This window comes from Mesorhizobium sp. AR07 (assembly GCF_024746815.1).
Lineage (GTDB): Bacteria > Pseudomonadota > Alphaproteobacteria > Rhizobiales > Rhizobiaceae > Mesorhizobium.
Map to the genome: position 1 here is coordinate 1645016 of NZ_CP080525.1, position 16191 is coordinate 1661206.

Sequence of the window (16191 nt, forward strand, 5' to 3'; positions counted from 1 at the left end):
TTGGGAGAACGACATGCACAAAACAAAGACCTAAAGCGCGTCGCATGGGTCTGTTCAAACGCGACGCGCTTTAGGTGGCGGCGGCTTTGCCCTCGATCGCCCTGCCCCAGTCGAGCAGCGGCTTGGCGCGCACGGTGAAACCGACGAGTTCGTCGACCAGCGCCGGACCATGGATCCCGGCCGGGTCGATCACATGGCGGACGGCGAAATGCCGGTTGCGGATGGCGGCGACCAGGTCCGCGTCCGTAACATGTTCGAAACCGCGCGGCGTGCGCTTCATGCCGCCTTCGGCATCGACCTCAAGGCCGTTTTTCTTCAGCGCCTTTACCATGGCGCGGAATGTGTCGGGCTGCGCCGCGATGGCCCGACGCATCGCCAACAGCAGCTCTGCCTCGGGCTGCCACCAGGCGACGCCGGCAAAGCAACCCTCCAGCCCGATATGCACGTAGAACACGCCCTGCTCCATCTTGGTGCCGTCAGGCGACAGGATCGCCGACAAATGCCTGTTGTAAGGCCGCTTGTCCTTGGCGAAGCGCACGTCGCGATTGATGCGGAACAGCGACTTCTTGCGATCGCCGCGCAGGCCGAGCCCGGCTGCCGCGAAACGCTGCGTCAGCGTTTCGACCAGATCGCTGAGGGGATCGCGCAACTCCTTTTCGAACAGGTCGCGGTTTTCCAGGAACCACTCCCGGCTCTGATGGAAATCCAGCGCCTTCAGAAACGGAATGGCCTTCTGCCCGAAACCCGTGAATGCGCCTTCCATCACGCCTTGCCGATCCGCGCCAGCCAGGCGTCCTCGTCGATCACCTCAATGCCGAGTTCACTGGCGAGCTTCAGCTTGGAGCCGGCGCCTGGCCCGGCGACCACCAGATCGGTCTTCGCCGAAACCGAGCCCGCGACCTTCGCGCCGAGACGTTCCGCCATCGCCTTGGCTTCGGGACGCGTCATCTTTTCCAGCGTGCCTGTGAACACGATCGTCTTGCCGGCGACCGCGCTGTCGGCCGAGATGGTCACGACATACGGCTTCGGCTTGACTTGCACGAGCAGCGCGTCAAGCACGTCGTCATTGCGCTCGTTGCCGAAGAAATCGCGAAGCGCATCGATCACCGTGTCGCCGATGCCGTTGACCGACGGGAAAACCGTGTGCGGATCGGCTGCCGCCGCTGTCTCCTTGCCGACGCGGATCAGCTCCTCGATGGTCGAGAAGGTCTTGGCAAGCACGGCGGCCGTGGTTTCGCCGATATGGCGGATGCCCAGCGCGAAGATGAAGCGGTCGAGCTCCGGTTCGCGGCGCGAGTCGATGGCGGAAAACAGCTTGTCGAGGCCTTCGTAGTTGCGGTCCTCGACACTGCGCACATTCTTGCGCGTCTTGCCGGAGGCCGCCTCACGCTGCCTGGCCTGCTCCTCGCGCCGCGCGGCCAGCGCCTTGGTGACAGCGGGTCGACGATCCCTGAGCGTAAAAATATCGGCGGCTGTCTTGATCAGTCCCGCATTGAAGAAAGTATCGATGTTCTCGGCGCCCAGCCCTTCGATGTCCATGGCGCCGCGAGATACAAAGTGGCGCAATCTTTCGACCGCCTGCGCTGCGCAGATCAGTTCGCCGGTGCAACGCCGGCGCGAATCCTCCTTGCCGGTCTTTTCGTTGATCTCGCGCGTCGCGGGCGAACCGCAGACCGGACAAATGTGCGGGAATTCGTATGGAACGGCATCGGGCGGACGCTTGTCGATGACGACGCTGACGATCTGCGGAATGACATCCCCTGCCCGCTGGATCACCACGGTGTCGCCGATGCGCACGTCGATGCCGTCGCGGATCGGCTGGCCCGTGCTGTCCAGCCCCTTGATGTAGTCCTCGTTGTGCAGCGTGACGTTTTCGACCACGACCCCGCCAACCGTCACCGGCGCCAGCCGCGCGACCGGCGCCAGCGTGCCGGTGCGGCCGACCTGGATGTCGATCTTCTGCACGGTCGTCATCGCCTGTTCGGCCGGGAATTTGTGGGCGATCGCCCAGCGTGGCTCGCCGGTGACGAACCCCCATCGGCGCTGCAATTCCAGCTGGTCGACCTTGTAGACGACGCCATCGATGTCGTAGCCAAGCGATGAGCGCTGGGTCTCGATGAGGCGATACTGCGCGACCAATTCCTCAACCGACTTCGCCCGCACCATCAGCGGACTGATCTTGAATCCCCACTCCGCGAATTTTTGTACGGACCCGTACTGGGTCGGCGCCGGATCCTGCGATGTATAGCCCCAGGCATAGGCAAAGAATTTGAGGTTGCGGCTGGCGGTGACGGATGCATCCTTCTGGCGCAGCGACCCGGCCGCCGTGTTGCGCGGGTTGACATAGTCCTGGCCGCCAACCGCCGCCGAGCGTTGCTTCAGGGCGTCGAATTCCGCATAGGTCATATAGACCTCGCCGCGTATTTCGATGATTTCGGGCCAGCCCGATCCTTTCAGCTTCGCGGGGATGTCGGCGATTGTGCGAAGATTGGCGGTGATGTCCTCGCCGACGGTGCCGTCGCCGCGCGTTGCACCCTGTACGAACACCCCGCCCTCATAACGCAGCGAGGCCGACAGCCCGTCGATCTTCGGCTCGGCCGTGAAAGCGATGTCGAGATCCTTGTCGCGGTCGAAGAACCGCCGGCCGCGTTCGATGAAGTCGATGACATCCTGGTCGGTATAGGCCTTGGCAAGGCTGAGCATCGGCACCGCATGGCGGACCTTGGCAAAGCCTTCCGCCGGCGGCGCACCGACCCTGCGCGATGGCGAATCCTCGCGCACGAGACAGGGAAAGCGCTCCTCGATGGCGAGGTTGCGCCGCCGCAGCGCATCATAGTCCGCATCGGTGATCGTCGGTGCGTCTTCCGTATGATAGCGGCGGTCATGGCCGGCTATCTCCTCAGCCAACTGCTTGAGCTCTGCTTCGGCCTCGCTTTCGCTGAGCGAATCGACAGGTTTTTCGGCCATGCTTTTCTTCCCCGAACAAATGCATGTCACCCAAAAGTGTGGTGCGGTTTTGGGACAGCGACATGCACAAAACAACAACCAAAGCGCGACGTGCTTTGGTTGCGCGTCACAATAGATCAGGATTTTGGGAAAATCATTCCTGAACAGCAGGATGGAGCCATATCCTGACTCGATCCATGACGCCGGTGATTCTTATGCCGCCGTGGTGTTTTCGCGCAACAATCGCTCGGCCGCCGCGCGGGCCTCGTCGGTGATGGTGGCGCCGGCCAGCATGCGCGCGATCTCTTCCTGCCGGGCCGGCCGGTCCATCTCGGCAATGCCGGTCGCGACGCGGTCGGCGCTGCCCGATTTGGAGATCAGGAAATGCGTCGCCGCGCGCGCCGCCACCTGCGGCGCATGCGTGACCGACAGCACCTGCACGCGCTTCGACAGCCGCGCCAGCCGCTGGCCGATGGCGTCGGCGACAGCGCCACCCACGCCGGTGTCTATTTCATCGAAAACCAGCGTCGGCGCCGAGCCCCGGTCGGCCAGCGCGACCTTCAGCGCCAAAAGGAAGCGCGACAGCTCGCCGCCGGACGCCACCTTCATCATCGGCCCGGGCCGCGTGCCGGGATTGGTGCGCACCCAGAACTCGATCTGGTCGATGCCCTCTTCCATGCGGCTCTCGGCCTCGCTCTTCATCTCGACGATGAAGGCGGCGCGTTCGAGCTTCAGCGCCGGCAGTTCGGCCATGACGGCCTTGGTCAGGCCGACCGCCGCCGCATGACGCAGCGAGGACAGCTGAGCGGCGGCAATGTCGTAGGCCTCGCGCGCGGCAGCGGCCTGCTTTTCCAGCCCGTGCAGACGCTCCTCGCCGGCATCGAGATCGGCGAGATCGGCCGACATCGCGTCGCGCAGCTGCGCCAGGTCGTCGACGGCGACGCTGTGCTTGCGCGAGGCCGCGCGCAGCGAAAACAGCCGCTCCTCGGCCTTCTCCAGCCGCTGCGGATCATATTCGGCGGCACGCAGTGCAGCCTCGACGCCCGATTGCGCGGCGTCGAGCGACAGCATCGCCTCGTCGAGCGATTTGACCACGTCGTCGAGCAGGCCGGGCGCTTCCGTCACCTTACGTTGCAGCCGTCTGAGCAGGCTGGCCAATTGCGGCAACGGCGAGGACGGGCCGGACAGCACATCCTGGGCATCATGGATTTCGGAAGCGATCTTCTCCGCCCGCATCATCGACGCGCGCAGCTCGGCGAGATCGGTCTCCTCGCCCGGCTGCGGATCGAGCTTCGTCAGCTCCGCCACCGCCGCGCGCAGGTAATCGGCCTCGCGCGCGGCCGCCGCCACCTTGGCACGGTGGCGCGAAAGCTCCTGCTCGCAGGCGCGCCACTGCCGCCATGCCTCGCCCGTCGAGCGGACGACGCCAAGATGGCCGCCGAAAGCGTCGAGCACCTCGCGATGGGCGCCCGGATCGACCAAGGCACGCTCGTCATGCTGGCCATGGATCTCGACCAGCGCGCGCCCGACATCGCGCATCAGCGTGACGCTCGAAGGCTGATCGTTGACGAAGACGCGGGTGCGGCCATCCGCCGTCTGCAGGCGGCGCAGGATGATGTCGCCGTCATCGTCGATGGCATTCTCAGCAAGCAGCGCACGGGCCGGATGGTTGCGCGGCACGTCGAAGACGGCGATCACCTGGCCCTGCGCCGCGCCATGGCGCACCAGCGACGCGTCGCCGCGCGCGCCGAGCGCCAGCGACAGGGCGTCGAGCAGGATGGATTTGCCGGCACCGGTTTCGCCGGTCAGCACGGAAAGACCCGGCTGGAAGTCGATATCCAGCTTCTCGATCAGGACGATATCACGGATCGACAGTCTGGAAAGCATCAGAACCCGGATCTAGAACGGCGCGCGAACATTGGAGTCGCAGCGCCGCACTATCTTTTTGTTTGAGCGCCGGATCAATCCGAAAAAGCGTTGCGCACGCTTCGGTCCAATGCCCTGGGGTCAGGCGCCGGTGATCATCTTCCCGGCCTTGGATATCCACGACCCGGCATTCTCGCGCGGCGCAAGCCCGTTGCTCTGCAGCAGCTTGTAGGAATCCTTGTACCACGAGCTATCCGGATAGTTGGTGCCGAGCACGGCGGCGGCGGTCTGTGCCTCCGAGGTCAGGCCCATCGCGTAATAGCTTTCGGTCAGGCGGGCCAAGGCTTCCTCGACATGGCGCGTGTTGGAATAGTTCTCCACCACGGTGCGGAAGCGCTTGACGGCGGCGATGTATTCGCGGCGCTCGAGATAGTAGCGACCGATCTGCATCTCCTTGCCGGCCAGCTGATCGTTGGCGAAGCGGATCTTTTCCTTGGCGTCGTCGACATATTCCGATGTCGGCCAGCGCGTCACCAGGTCCTGCATCGTCTGCACGGTCTGGCGCGCTTCCTTCTGGTCCTGCGTCACGTCCTTGATCTGGCGGTAGTAGCTCAAGCCGATAATGTACTGCGCGTAGGCGGCTTCATCCGTCGACGGATAAAGCGTGAGATAGCGCTTGGCCGCGCCGATCGCCTCATCGTAATTGCCCTGGCGATAGTCGGCGAAAGCGCCCATCACCATCGATTTGCGGGCGAATTCCGAATAAGGGTGCTGGCGATCGACCGCATCGAATTTGCGGCTCGCCTCTTGCAGGCGTCCGGCATTCAGATTGGCAAGGCCCTGATTGTAAAGAACATCGGCCGGTTCTGTCTGGTCGACATAGGTCGACAGGTTGATATCTTTCTCCGACGACATGCAAGCCGACAGGAAGAGCGATGGAACAACCACCGAAAGCGCCAGGAAAACAGCCCGCCGCGGCGCTTTCGATTGACCGACTCGCTTGAAGAACATGATTGGATTCCGCCCTTTCGGCGTTATTTCAATGCGCGTTGCATGCCGTTGTCCCAAACTTGGCCCCCACTTTTGAGCGACATGCACTAATCGACGGCAGCAGCCATAAACCATAACCGCCTTGCCCGGCAACGCTATCTCCGGGCAATCGCACATTTTTGTGGCGGTCTGACGTTGCTTGAACGTCGATGCAATTTCGCCGACAGGTGATGCATTCGCGCAACAGTTCTGCGTGCCTTGAAATCCGAAAGAATTAAGAAAATCAGATCATCCAGGGCGCATAGAGCGGCGCGTTGACGGCGTTCATCTCGGCGCTGCGGCCGCGCTCGCGGCGCGTCGTCTCGACGATCTCGAACGCGGTACGATCCGACAAGAGGCGGCGCAGCGCGGCGGCGTTCATCCTGTGGCCGCCGCGATAGGAACGGAAACAGCCGATGAACCGCGCGCCGGCCAGCGCAAGGTCGCCCATGGCGTCCAGCGTCTTGTGGCGCACGAATTCATTGGGATAGCGCAGGCCGCCCATGTTGATGACGCGGTTGTCGTCACCGATCACCAGCGAGTTCTCCAGCGAGGAGCCGAGCGCGTAACCGGCGGCCCACAGCCGCTCGACATCCTTCATGAACCCGAAGGTGCGGGCGCGCGCGATGTCGCGGCGGAAAATATCGGCATTGAGATCCGACGCGAACAGCTGCCGGCCGATCGCCGGGCTCTCGAAGTCGATCTCGATCTCGAAACGGGTGCCGTCATACGGCTTGAACTCGGCCCAGGAGGCGCCGTTCTCGATGCGAACCGGCTTGATGACCCTTATGTAGCGCCGCTTGACCGACAGCGTTTCAATGCCTGCCTGGTCGATGGCTTCGACGAACGCCATCGCGCTGCCATCGAAGATGGGGACCTCCGAACCGTCTATCTCGACGGCGACATTGTCGATGCCGAGCCCGAACAGCGCCGCCATGATGTGCTCGACCGTGGCGATGTGCTCGCCGGAGGGATCACCAAGCATGGTGCACAGGTCGGTAGCGCCGACTTCGGAAACCAGGGCGCGAAATTCGCGGCCCTGCTCTGCGCCATTGAAAAGCTGGAACACGATGCCTGTGTCGGCATCCGCCGGCATAAAGCTGATGGAAACTTCCTTGCCGCTGTGGACGCCGGTGCCTGTAAGCGACGCGCGCGTCTTCAATGTCGTCTGATAGTCGTGCAAGACAATCCCCATAAGCCCGAAATGCCTAGGTCCGCTTCTCCAGCCCGAGGGCGCGGCTCTTGTTGAAATCGGCTGGCAGGGCGACTTCCCCCGAAATCCCGGCAACCGACTATGGTAGGCCGGAAGATAATGTTCCGGCAGGGATACTCCAAATCACGGTTTCTTACCCTTTGTAACCGCGCCCCGGATCCCGCACGGTCTGATAACCACTTGAAATCACACCGTTTAAAACGTTAACAGGCAAGCAATTGCTTGCCTGCCTGTTAACAATTGTTAAAGCGCGTTTACCGATCAGTTGGCCTGACGGCGCAGGAATGCCGGAATCTCCAGCTGATCGTCATCCTGAGTCGGCCTGACCTGCGGCGTCAGCCGGCCCTGGTCGTCGAGTTGACCGCGGCGCGGCGCGTAGAGCTGCGCGTCCTGGCTGGCGAGACGGCGCACCTCGGGTGCTGCCTGGCGCAACTTGGGTTCGCGCGGCTGTGCCGGCTGCAACCGTGCGGGTTCTTCCTCGCGACGGGTCAGGCCGTTGGTCAGACGCTTCAGCAGGCCCATCGGTCCGCTGTTCTCGTGGTCGACCGGACGGCTCTTGGCATCCACCTCGGCCTTGACCACCGGCGGAAAGTCCTCGACACGCGGCATGCGCTGCGGCGCCATCGCTACTGGCTGCGGGGCCTCGCGCTGCAGCATTTCGCGCGGCTGCGGAGCCGGCTGCATCTGCTGGGCGGCTGGCTGCGGCATCGGCTGTGCTGGCGGCGCCTGGAAGATCTTGCTCTGCGGGCGGAAATCGTCCGCATGGGCGGCGGGCGCCGGGCGAGCCTGCGCCATGGCTGCGGCATTTGCTTCCGCCAGATGGATGGCTTCGGCGACCGGGTCGACGGCGCGTGGTTCGTAGGCTGCCTGCTGGGCCGGCACTGGCCGGCTTTCCACCGCGGCAACGGCTGACCGGCTGACCGGCTTCTGCGGCGCCGTGCGGATCGAGATCGGCGCGGCGGCGATTTCAGCCGCCGACTTGTCGATGCCGGTGGCAACCACCGAGACCCGGATGACGCCTTCGAGTTCCTCGTCGAAGGTGGCGCCCAGGATGATGTTGGCGTCCTGGTCGACTTCCTCGCGGATGCGGGTCGCCGCTTCGTCGACCTCGAACAGCGTCAGGTCGCGGCCGCCGGTGATCGAGATCAGCAGGCCCTTGGCACCCTTCATCGAGGTCTCGTCGAGCAGCGGGTTGGCAATCGCCGCTTCGGCGGCGGCCATCGCGCGGCCCTCGCCCGAAGCCTCGCCGGTGCCCATCATCGCCTTGCCCATCTCGCGCATGACGGAACGGACGTCGGCGAAGTCTAGATTGATCAGGCCTTCCTTGACCATCAGGTCGGTGATGCAGGCGACACCGGAATAGAGCACCTGGTCGGCCATGGCGAAGGCGTCGGCGAAGGTGGTCTTGTCATTGGCCAGCCGGAACAGGTTCTGGTTGGGGATGACGATGAGGGTATCGACGCATTTCTGCAGTTCCTCGATGCCCATATCCGCCGTCTTCATGCGGCGCTGGCCTTCGAAATGGAACGGCTTGGTGACGACGCCGACGGTGAGAATGCCTTTTTCACGGGCAGCACGCGCCACGACGGGAGCAGCACCGGTGCCGGTGCCGCCGCCCATGCCGGCGGTAACGAAGCACATATGGGTGTTGGACAGATGATCGATGATCTCGTCGATGCATTCTTCCGCCGCCGCGCGCCCGACTTCCGGCTGCGATCCGGCGCCAAGGCCCTCGGTGACATGCGCGCCGAGCTGGATCAGCCGATCGGCCTTCGACATGGTCAGCGCCTGCGCGTCCGTGTTGGCCACCACGAACTCAACACCGCGCAGACCGGCGGTGATCATGTTGTTGACGGCATTGCCGCCGCCGCCGCCGACACCAAACACGGTGATGCGCGGCTTAAGCTCGGTGATGTCCGGCTTTTGCAGATTGATGGTCATTGTCTCCGTCCTTTGCCTTTCACGCCGCTTCGCCGCCGCGGCCGCCTATGGGGCTGTCCCCGTCAATTAGAAACTGTCTCTCAACCACTGACTCATGCGATGCAGTTTTCCGCCCGTCCCGGTCATTCTGAGACCGGAAATTCCTTTCGCCGGATGGCTCTCGAAGCTTGCCATCTGCGGATAGATCAGAAGCCCCACCGCGGCCGAGAAGGCCGGTCCCTTTGCCGCTTCCGGCAGGCCGGCCACGCCGAGCGGGCGGCCGATGCGTACATTGCGTCCCAGAATGCGGCGCGCCGCCTCCGGCAGGCCGGCGAGCTGGCTGGCGCCGCCGGTCAAGACAACGCGCTTGCCCACCGCATTGCCGTAGCCGGACTTGTTCAGCCGGTCGCGCAGCAGCTCGAGCGTCTCGTCGATGCGGGCACGCACGATGCGCGTCATCACCGAACGCGGGATCTGCAGCGGCACGTCGCCATCGTCGCCGATCGGCTGGATCGAGACCAGGTCGCGGTCGTCGGCGCTGCCCGGCAGCGCCGAGCCGTGCATCACCTTCAGCCGCTCGGCGGCATCGAGTGAGGTCGAAAGCCCCTTGGCCATATCCAGCGTGACGTGGTTGCCGCCAATGGCGATGGCGTCGCCATGGACGAACTTGCCTTCCGAAAACACCGAGATCGTCGTCGTGCCGCCGCCCATGTCGATGCAGGCCGCGCCCATTTCCAGTTCGTCGTCGACCAGGGCAGCCAACCCGCTGGCATAGGGCGTCGCCACCAGGCGTTCGACCGACAGGTGCGAACGGTTGATGGAAAGCTCCAGATTGCGCATTGGCGCGGCGTCGCCCGTCAACACATGCATGTCGACACCAAGTGCGTCGCCGACCATGCCGCGCGGATCCCGCACGCCGCGCTCGGCGTCGAGCGAGAAGCCGACGGGCAGCGAATGGATCACCTCGCGTTCGGCCTTCAGCGCCTGCTTGGCGCCGGCACCGAGAACGCGCTTGATGTCGGCCTCGTCGGCCTCGTGGCCACCAAGATTGATGGTGGCCGAGAAGGATTCGCTCTTCAGCCGGCCGGCGGTCATGTTGACGATCAGCGAATCGACCGTCAGCCCCGCCATGCGCTCGGCGGCGTCGACGGCGAGACGGATGGCGTGTTCTGCGCGGTCGAGATCGACGACGACACCCGATTTCACGCCTTGCGACTTCTGATGGCCGATGCCGATCACCTGGATCCGGTGCGAACGGCCGCGCAACAGCTTGCCGTCATCGCACGGCTTCAGCTTGGCCACCATGCAGCAGACCTTGCTCGAACCGACATCCAGCACTGTCAGGGTGCCGGACCGGCGCGACGCGGCATCGCCATGACCGCCAAGCCAGCTCATATTTTCGTCTCCGGCTTGCGTTTCAGGCTTTTCGGCTTTTCGTTGAGGGCGGCTTCGCGCTGCGTCGCCGCCTCCGGCGTCAGCTGCACGACCAGCCGGTCGGTCAGACGCATGTCGATGGCAGCGATGTCACGCGACAACAGCCCCTTGTCCTGGTCCATCTTGACCAGTTCGGCGATCGCCTGATCCTCGTCATCCTCGGGAAGCTTGACGGTGATGCCGTTGTCCAGCTTCAGGTCCCAGCGCCGCTCACCGATGCGGATATAGCCTTTGATGCGGTTCGCCAGATCGGGATATTTCTCGACCTTGGCCAGGAAGTCCGGCGCCTTGGCCGGCGCGCCGACGCCGATCAGCAGCGGCAAAAGCACCTGCTTGCCGCCGGAGAACGGCGCGATCACGGCGCCATTCTTCTCGATGACGGAGAGCTCATCGCCTTGCTGCCAGAGCGCGAAGGGCTCGCGCTCCTCGACGCGCACTTCCAGCGTGTGCGGATAGACCTTGCGGACCGCAGCGACCTCGATCCACGGCAGGCCGGAAATCCGCTCGCGCGCCGCCTCGGCATCGAAACCGATCAGCGAGGTCCAGCCGTCGAGTTCGAGCCTGTCGAGGATGTCGATCTCGGAGGTCTGGCGATTGCCGACCACCTTGACCTGATCGACGGCAAAGCCGGTGCGGGCGGTGATGCTCTGGACGATGCCGTCGACATGGCCGCCAAGATACGCGCCATAGGCGCTGCTCGAGGCAACCAGCACGGCAGACATCATAGCCGCGGAGAAGCGCGGCGCCTGGAATTCCCCCACGCCCAGGCGCGCCAGAACGCGCACCGGGCGGCGAAGCACACGCGGCAGCACGAAATGGTCCAGCGACAACGGCAGACCGAACAGCGCCGGCCCAGCCGCGCCCTTCCCCTTGCCTTGTCCCCATTTCAACGCAGACACGAAGCGTCCTCCACCATCCAACTCAACAAATCGCCAAACGAGTGCCCGGCCTGGGCGGCGATTTCAGGCACCAAGGACGTCGGCGTCATACCCGGCTGGGTGTTGACCTCAAGCCAGACAACCTCGCCGTTTTCGGAATGCCGATCGTCGTAACGGAAGTCCGACCGGGAAACGCCCCGGCAGCCGATCGCTTGGTGAGCCTTGAGCGCCAGTGTTTGTATTTTTTGGTAAATATTCGGTGAAACTTTTGCGGGGCATTCGTGCTTTGATCCCCCAGCGACATATTTTGAATCATAGTCGTAGAAGGAATGGCCGGTCGGAATGATCTCACAGACCCCCAGCGCCACATCGCCCATGACGGCGCAGGTCAGCTCGCGGCCATGGATGTAACGCTCCACCATGACGGTATCGCCGTATTTCCACTCGGACGAGCCGATGATCTGCGGCGGATGCGACTGCCCCTCATGCACGATGACGACACCGAAGCTCGATCCCTCATTGACCGGCTTGACCACATAGGGCGGCTTCATCGGGTGCTTGCTCTGGATGGCGAAGCGGCTGGCGACCTTCGATTCGGCGACAGGGACGCCAACCGACCTGACAACCCGCTTGGCCTGCTCCTTGTTCATGGCCAGCGCCGAGGCGAGCACGCCGGAATGAGTGTAGGGAATGCCGAGATATTCGAGGATGCCCTGGATGGTGCCATCCTCGCCGAACGGGCCATGCAGCGCGTTGAAGGCGACATCGGGCCGGAGCTCGGCAAGCACCGAGCCGACATCGCGCCCGACATCGACGCGCGTGACCTGATAACCTTCCTTCTCGAGCTCATCGGCACATGCCTTTCCCGAAGACAGGGACACGGGCCGCTCGGACGAGAAACCACCCAGCAGGACGGCCACATGCTTGCTTTTCATTCCCCGTCATCCCCTCTCACGGCGGACCAAAAACCAAGATTTTCCGCAACATTGAGTCAGAGTCTCCCGGCAGGTTGCCCCCCAGACGGAAAACGCTGAAACGCGTCGAACGACTCAAATCAGGAAACGCTTTGGAGCAGAGAATCAGAGAGTTGATTCACTGGCAAGTGCTTACGATTCCGAGAGATTCACTTTCTGAGAAAATGGGTGAGAAAAGCGTGTCGTTGAGTCTTTGCAGCAACGGTTCACGGGCCGTTTCGGCCGCGTTGAAGTTCATGCATCACGTGAACTTCAGCGCGCGCCAATATGTGTTGAGATTCAGGTCAGGCCGAGCCGGAGTCGAAGACGGGCGCGAAGCGACCAAACTGGATGGCTTTCGAGAACCGCAGTGGAGCCGACATTCGGGTCCATGAGCACCGGAAGCCCGGAAAGCCGCCGTTTGCAGGCCGGCATCACCTGAATGTCAGCGCACCTTAAAGGAGTTGTCCAAGAAACTCCTGCACGGCATGTCCCGGTCGAAAATTGCCGATGCGCTTGATTTCCCATTGCAGCCGGATGCCCGAATTCTCCAGCACCCGCGTGCGCACCGTCTCGCCGAGATATTCGAGGTCGTAGCCGGTCGCGGTTCCCGTGTTGATCATGAAGTTGCAATGCATCGGCGACATCTGCGCGCCGCCGATCATCAGGCCGCGGCAGCCCGCCTTGTCGATCTCCTTCCAGGCCGAAGTGCCTTCCGGGTTCTTGAAGGTCGAACCGCCGGTCTTCTCGCGGATCGGCTGCACGGTCTCGCGGTGGTTCTGCACCGCATCCATCGCCGCCTTGATCGCTGTCTTGTCCTCGGCAAAGCCCTCGAACACGGCGGAGGTGAAGATCAGCCCGGCAGGTGCCGCCGAATGGCGATAGGCATAGCCCATCTCGACATTGCTCAGCGTTTGCACATTGCCCTTGCGGTCGAGAGCGCGCACCTCGACGACGCGTTCGCGCGTCTCGACGCCATTGGCGCCGGCATTCATCCGCAGCGCGCCGCCGATGGCGCCCGGAATACCGTGATAGAAATGAAAGCCGCCAATGCCGGCTTCGAGCGCCACAGCGGCGACGCGCTTGTCGGGCGTCGCCGCACCCGCCTTGATCCTGGCAGGGCCAATCACCTCGGCCTCGCCAAAGCCCTTGGCCGAAAGCCTGATAACAAAACCCGGAATGCCACCGTCCCGAACCAGAAGGTTCGAGCCGATACCGACAATGGTCAGCGGTATGTCCTCGGGAACGGCTTTGAGGAACGTCGCAAGGTCCTCCTCATCGGCCGGCTGGAACAGCACTTCGGCCAGCCCCCCGGCACGGAACCAGGTGATCTTGTCCATCTCGGCATTTGGCGTCAGGCGGCCGCGCAGGCCGGCAAGCCGGTCGCCAAGTCTGTCGATCAGGGCCTGGCCGTGCATCATGAGGCCGTCCCGCCAAGCTCCTTGGGCAGCGCATAGGCCCACTGGGTGATGTTGCCGGCGCCGAGGAAGACGACGAAGTCGCCGGGCTTGGCCAGATCACGGATGATGGGCGCGATTGCTGCCGGACCCTCGATGTAGCGCGCGTCGCGATGACCGCCGGCGCGGATGCGCGACACCAGCGCATCCGATGTCACGCCTTCGATCGGCTCTTCGCCGGCCGCGTAGACCGGCGCCACCATCACAGTGTCGGCGTCGTTGAAACAGGTGGAGAACTCGTTGAACAGATCATGCAGCCGGGTGAAACGATGTGGCTGGGCAATGGCGATGACGCGGCCCTTGGTGGCGCTACGCGCCGCCTTCAGCACGGCCGATATCTCGACCGGATGGTGACCATAGTCGTCGAACACATCGACGCCGTTCCAGGAACCGGTATGGGTGAAGCGGCGCTTGACGCCGGCGAAGGACGACAGGCCCTTCCTGATCGCCTCGGCGGACAGGCCGAGCTCATGCGCGACAGCGATCGCCGCCGTCGCGTTGGAGACATTGTGACGGCCGGGCATCGGCAGGCGCAGGCCGGCGATCGTCGTCTGGCCGCCGCCCTTGCGGTTGCGGATCACCACGTCGAATTCCGAAATGGCACCCGCCATGCGGTGGTTGATGAAGCGCACATCGGCCTGTGCATTCTCGCCATAGGTGATGACGCGGCGGTCCTCGATGCGGCCGACCAGCGCCTGCACTTCCGGGTGATCGGTGCACATCACGCCGAAACCGTAGAACGGCACGTTCTCGACGAACTGGCGGAACGCTTCGCGCACCTTGTCGAAACTGCCATAGTGATCGAGATGCTCGGGATCGATGTTGGTGACGACGGCGATCTCGGCCGGCAGCTTGAGGAAGGTGCCGTCGCTCTCGTCGGCCTCGACCACCATCCATTCGCCATCGCCCATGCGCGCATTGGTGCCATAGGCATTGATGATGCCGCCATTGATGACGGTCGGATCGAGCCCGCCGGCTTCGAGCAGTGTTGCAACCATGGAAGTCGTCGTCGTCTTGCCATGCGTGCCGCCGATCGCCACGGCCTGGCGAAAGCGCATCAGCTCGGCCAGCATCTCGGCGCGGCGCACGATCGGCAACAGTTTTTCGCGCGCGGCCTTCAGTTCCGGATTGGTTTTCTTGATCGCCGTCGAGACGACGACGACCTCTGCATCGCCAAGATTTTCGGCCTTGTGACCGACGAAGCATTCGATGCCCTTGTCGCGCAGCCGCTGAACATTGGCGCTGTCGGCCTGGTCGGATCCTTGCACCTTGTAGCCGAGATTGTGCAACACCTCGGCAATGCCGCTCATGCCGATGCCGCCAATGCCGATGAAATGCACAAGGCCGATGGTCTGCGGCATCTTCATGCGTGCGTCCCCTTCCTGAAGTCCGAAATGTTCTTTTTGGACGCAATAGCCTCTGTGAGATCGGCGAGCAACCGTGCCGCGTTGGGCCGGCCGGCCGATTTTGCTCCCGCGGCCATGGCCACCAGCCGCTCAGGGCTGTCCATCAACCCGCGGAGGAGGGTTGCGATGCGCTCGGGCGAAAGCGAGGATTGCGGGTGCACTTCGCCACCGCCGGCGGCGGCAAGGGCGGCCGCGTTCGCCGCCTGGTCGTGGTCGAGCGCATAGGGATATGGCACCAGCAGCGCCGGCCGGCCGATGACGGCGATCTCCGAAACGGTCGAGGCGCCGGAGCGCGAGATCACCAGATGCGCCGCCGCCATGCGCTGCGCCATGTCGGTGAAGAAGGGCGAGACTTCGACGGCGACGCCTAGTGCCGCATAGGCCGCCTTCACCCGCGCCACATCATCGGCGCGCGCCTGTTGCGTGATCACCAGCCGCTTGCGTTGCACTTCGGAAAGCATGGCGACAGCTGCCGGCACGGCGTCGGAGAAGAACTGGGCACCCTGGCTGCCGCCGAACACCAGCAGCCTGAACGGCTGCTCTCCGCTCGATGCCGCATAAGGCGTCTTGGCCGCTTCCAGCACGGGAGGCCGGACCGGATTGCCTGTCGTCACCGTCTTGGCGCCGGCCGCACTGCTCTCGTCGTGCGGCAGGAAGCCGCCGGCGATCGCATCGACGCGGCCGGCCAGCGCCCGGTTGGCGCGCCCCATCACCGCGTTCTGCTCATGGATCAGCGTCGGCACCTTGCGCCTTGTCGCCGCATAGAGCGGCGGCAAGGTCGGATAGCCGCCAAAGCCGACGACGGCATCCGGCTTGATCCTGGCGATGGTGGCGGAGGCCTGGCGCACGCCGCGCCAGATTTTCCAGAAGGCGCCGAGCATGGCGAAAGGATTTTTCGAGCCCATCGTCGCGGACTGGATCGGATGGATGGCCGCGGCCGGGAAGCGGGCGGCAAAGCGCTCGGCGCGGTCGTCGGTGGCCAGATGCACCGTCCAGCCGCGCTCGTTCAACTCATGCGCCAGCGCTTCGGCCGGGAAGAGATGCCCCCCGGTTCCGCCCGCGGCGAGAAGGATGACGCCTCTCGCCATA

At 63.9% G+C, this 16191-nt stretch carries 12 protein-coding genes; all 12 read right to left on the reverse strand.

The genetic code is table 11. From position 1 onward, the window contains the following. Positions 1–70: 70 nt before the first annotated feature. The 12 genes from BPNPMPFG_RS08455 to murG all read right to left on the reverse strand — a co-directional run bounded on the left by BPNPMPFG_RS08455 (position 71) and on the right by murG (position 16190). Positions 71–763, reverse strand: a complete 693-nt coding sequence (locus tag BPNPMPFG_RS08455) for a DUF2461 domain-containing protein (RefSeq protein WP_258594664.1) — start codon at positions 761–763, stop codon at positions 71–73. Next, positions 763–2967, reverse strand: coding sequence for an NAD-dependent DNA ligase LigA (gene ligA, locus BPNPMPFG_RS08460; protein ID WP_258594666.1), 2205 nt, complete (start codon positions 2965–2967; stop codon positions 763–765). The genes BPNPMPFG_RS08455 and ligA overlap by 1 nt, the downstream gene beginning before the upstream one ends. 192 nt (positions 2968–3159) lie before the next feature. Then, positions 3160–4833 (reverse strand): DNA repair protein RecN, encoded by a 1674-nt coding sequence (gene recN, locus BPNPMPFG_RS08465; RefSeq protein ID WP_258594667.1) that lies wholly within the window; start codon positions 4831–4833, stop codon positions 3160–3162. Positions 4834–4953: 120 nt separating this feature from the next. Further along, a complete protein-coding gene (locus tag BPNPMPFG_RS08470) occupies positions 4954–5823 on the reverse strand; it encodes an outer membrane protein assembly factor BamD (RefSeq protein WP_258594669.1) in 870 nt (289 codons plus the stop codon). 262 nt (positions 5824–6085) lie between these two features. Further along, positions 6086–7036: a UDP-3-O-acyl-N-acetylglucosamine deacetylase gene (gene lpxC, locus BPNPMPFG_RS08475; protein WP_258594671.1), complete on the reverse strand. Its 951-nt coding sequence runs from the start codon at positions 7034–7036 to the stop codon at positions 6086–6088. A 279-nt stretch (positions 7037–7315) separates the two neighbouring features. Next, positions 7316–8995, reverse strand: a complete 1680-nt coding sequence (ftsZ, locus tag BPNPMPFG_RS08480) for a cell division protein FtsZ (protein ID WP_258594674.1) — start codon at positions 8993–8995, stop codon at positions 7316–7318. 66 nt (positions 8996–9061) lie between these two features. After that, positions 9062–10369, reverse strand: a complete 1308-nt coding sequence (gene ftsA, locus BPNPMPFG_RS08485; protein ID WP_258594676.1) for a cell division protein FtsA — start codon at positions 10367–10369, stop codon at positions 9062–9064. After that, on the reverse strand, positions 10366–11307 hold the full coding sequence (locus tag BPNPMPFG_RS08490) for a cell division protein FtsQ/DivIB (protein WP_258594677.1): 942 nt from the start codon (positions 11305–11307) through the stop codon (positions 10366–10368). The genes ftsA and BPNPMPFG_RS08490 overlap by 4 nt, the downstream gene beginning before the upstream one ends. Continuing rightward, complete coding sequence (locus BPNPMPFG_RS08495) at positions 11295–12221, reverse strand: D-alanine--D-alanine ligase (protein WP_258594678.1); 927 nt, start codon at positions 12219–12221, stop codon at positions 11295–11297. Before BPNPMPFG_RS08495 ends, BPNPMPFG_RS08490 begins: the two co-directional genes overlap by 13 nt. A gap of 473 nt (positions 12222–12694) precedes the next feature. After that, a complete protein-coding gene (murB, locus tag BPNPMPFG_RS08500) occupies positions 12695–13660 on the reverse strand; it encodes a UDP-N-acetylmuramate dehydrogenase (protein ID WP_258594680.1) in 966 nt (321 codons plus the stop codon). Next, positions 13657–15063: a UDP-N-acetylmuramate--L-alanine ligase gene (gene murC, locus BPNPMPFG_RS08505; protein ID WP_258594681.1), complete on the reverse strand. Its 1407-nt coding sequence runs from the start codon at positions 15061–15063 to the stop codon at positions 13657–13659. Before murC ends, murB begins: the two co-directional genes overlap by 4 nt. Then, complete coding sequence (gene murG, locus BPNPMPFG_RS08510) at positions 15060–16190, reverse strand: undecaprenyldiphospho-muramoylpentapeptide beta-N-acetylglucosaminyltransferase (protein ID WP_258594683.1); 1131 nt, start codon at positions 16188–16190, stop codon at positions 15060–15062. The genes murC and murG overlap by 4 nt, the downstream gene beginning before the upstream one ends. Position 16191: the final 1 nt, after the last annotated feature.

What these genes read in the sequence shown, in the direction of transcription:
- ftsA (WP_258594676.1), bottom strand. Translation starts at nt 10,369, where the DNA reads ATGAGCTGGCTTGGCGGTCATGGCGATGCCGCGTCGCGCCGGTCCGGC.
- ligA (WP_258594666.1), bottom strand. Translation starts at nt 2,967, where the DNA reads ATGGCCGAAAAACCTGTCGATTCGCTCAGCGAAAGCGAGGCCGAAGCA.
- lpxC (WP_258594671.1), bottom strand. Translation starts at nt 7,036, where the DNA reads ATGGGGATTGTCTTGCACGACTATCAGACGACATTGAAGACGCGCGCG.
- BPNPMPFG_RS08470 (WP_258594669.1), bottom strand. Translation starts at nt 5,823, where the DNA reads ATGTTCTTCAAGCGAGTCGGTCAATCGAAAGCGCCGCGGCGGGCTGTT.
- murC (WP_258594681.1), bottom strand. Translation starts at nt 15,063, where the DNA reads ATGAAGATGCCGCAGACCATCGGCCTTGTGCATTTCATCGGCATTGGC.
- recN (WP_258594667.1), bottom strand. Translation starts at nt 4,833, where the DNA reads ATGCTTTCCAGACTGTCGATCCGTGATATCGTCCTGATCGAGAAGCTG.
- murG (WP_258594683.1), bottom strand. Translation starts at nt 16,190, where the DNA reads ATGGCGAGAGGCGTCATCCTTCTCGCCGCGGGCGGAACCGGGGGGCAT.
- BPNPMPFG_RS08495 (WP_258594678.1), bottom strand. Translation starts at nt 12,221, where the DNA reads ATGAAAAGCAAGCATGTGGCCGTCCTGCTGGGTGGTTTCTCGTCCGAG.
- murB (WP_258594680.1), bottom strand. Translation starts at nt 13,660, where the DNA reads ATGATGCACGGCCAGGCCCTGATCGACAGACTTGGCGACCGGCTTGCC.
- BPNPMPFG_RS08455 (WP_258594664.1), bottom strand. Translation starts at nt 763, where the DNA reads ATGGAAGGCGCATTCACGGGTTTCGGGCAGAAGGCCATTCCGTTTCTG.
- ftsZ (WP_258594674.1), bottom strand. Translation starts at nt 8,995, where the DNA reads ATGACCATCAATCTGCAAAAGCCGGACATCACCGAGCTTAAGCCGCGC.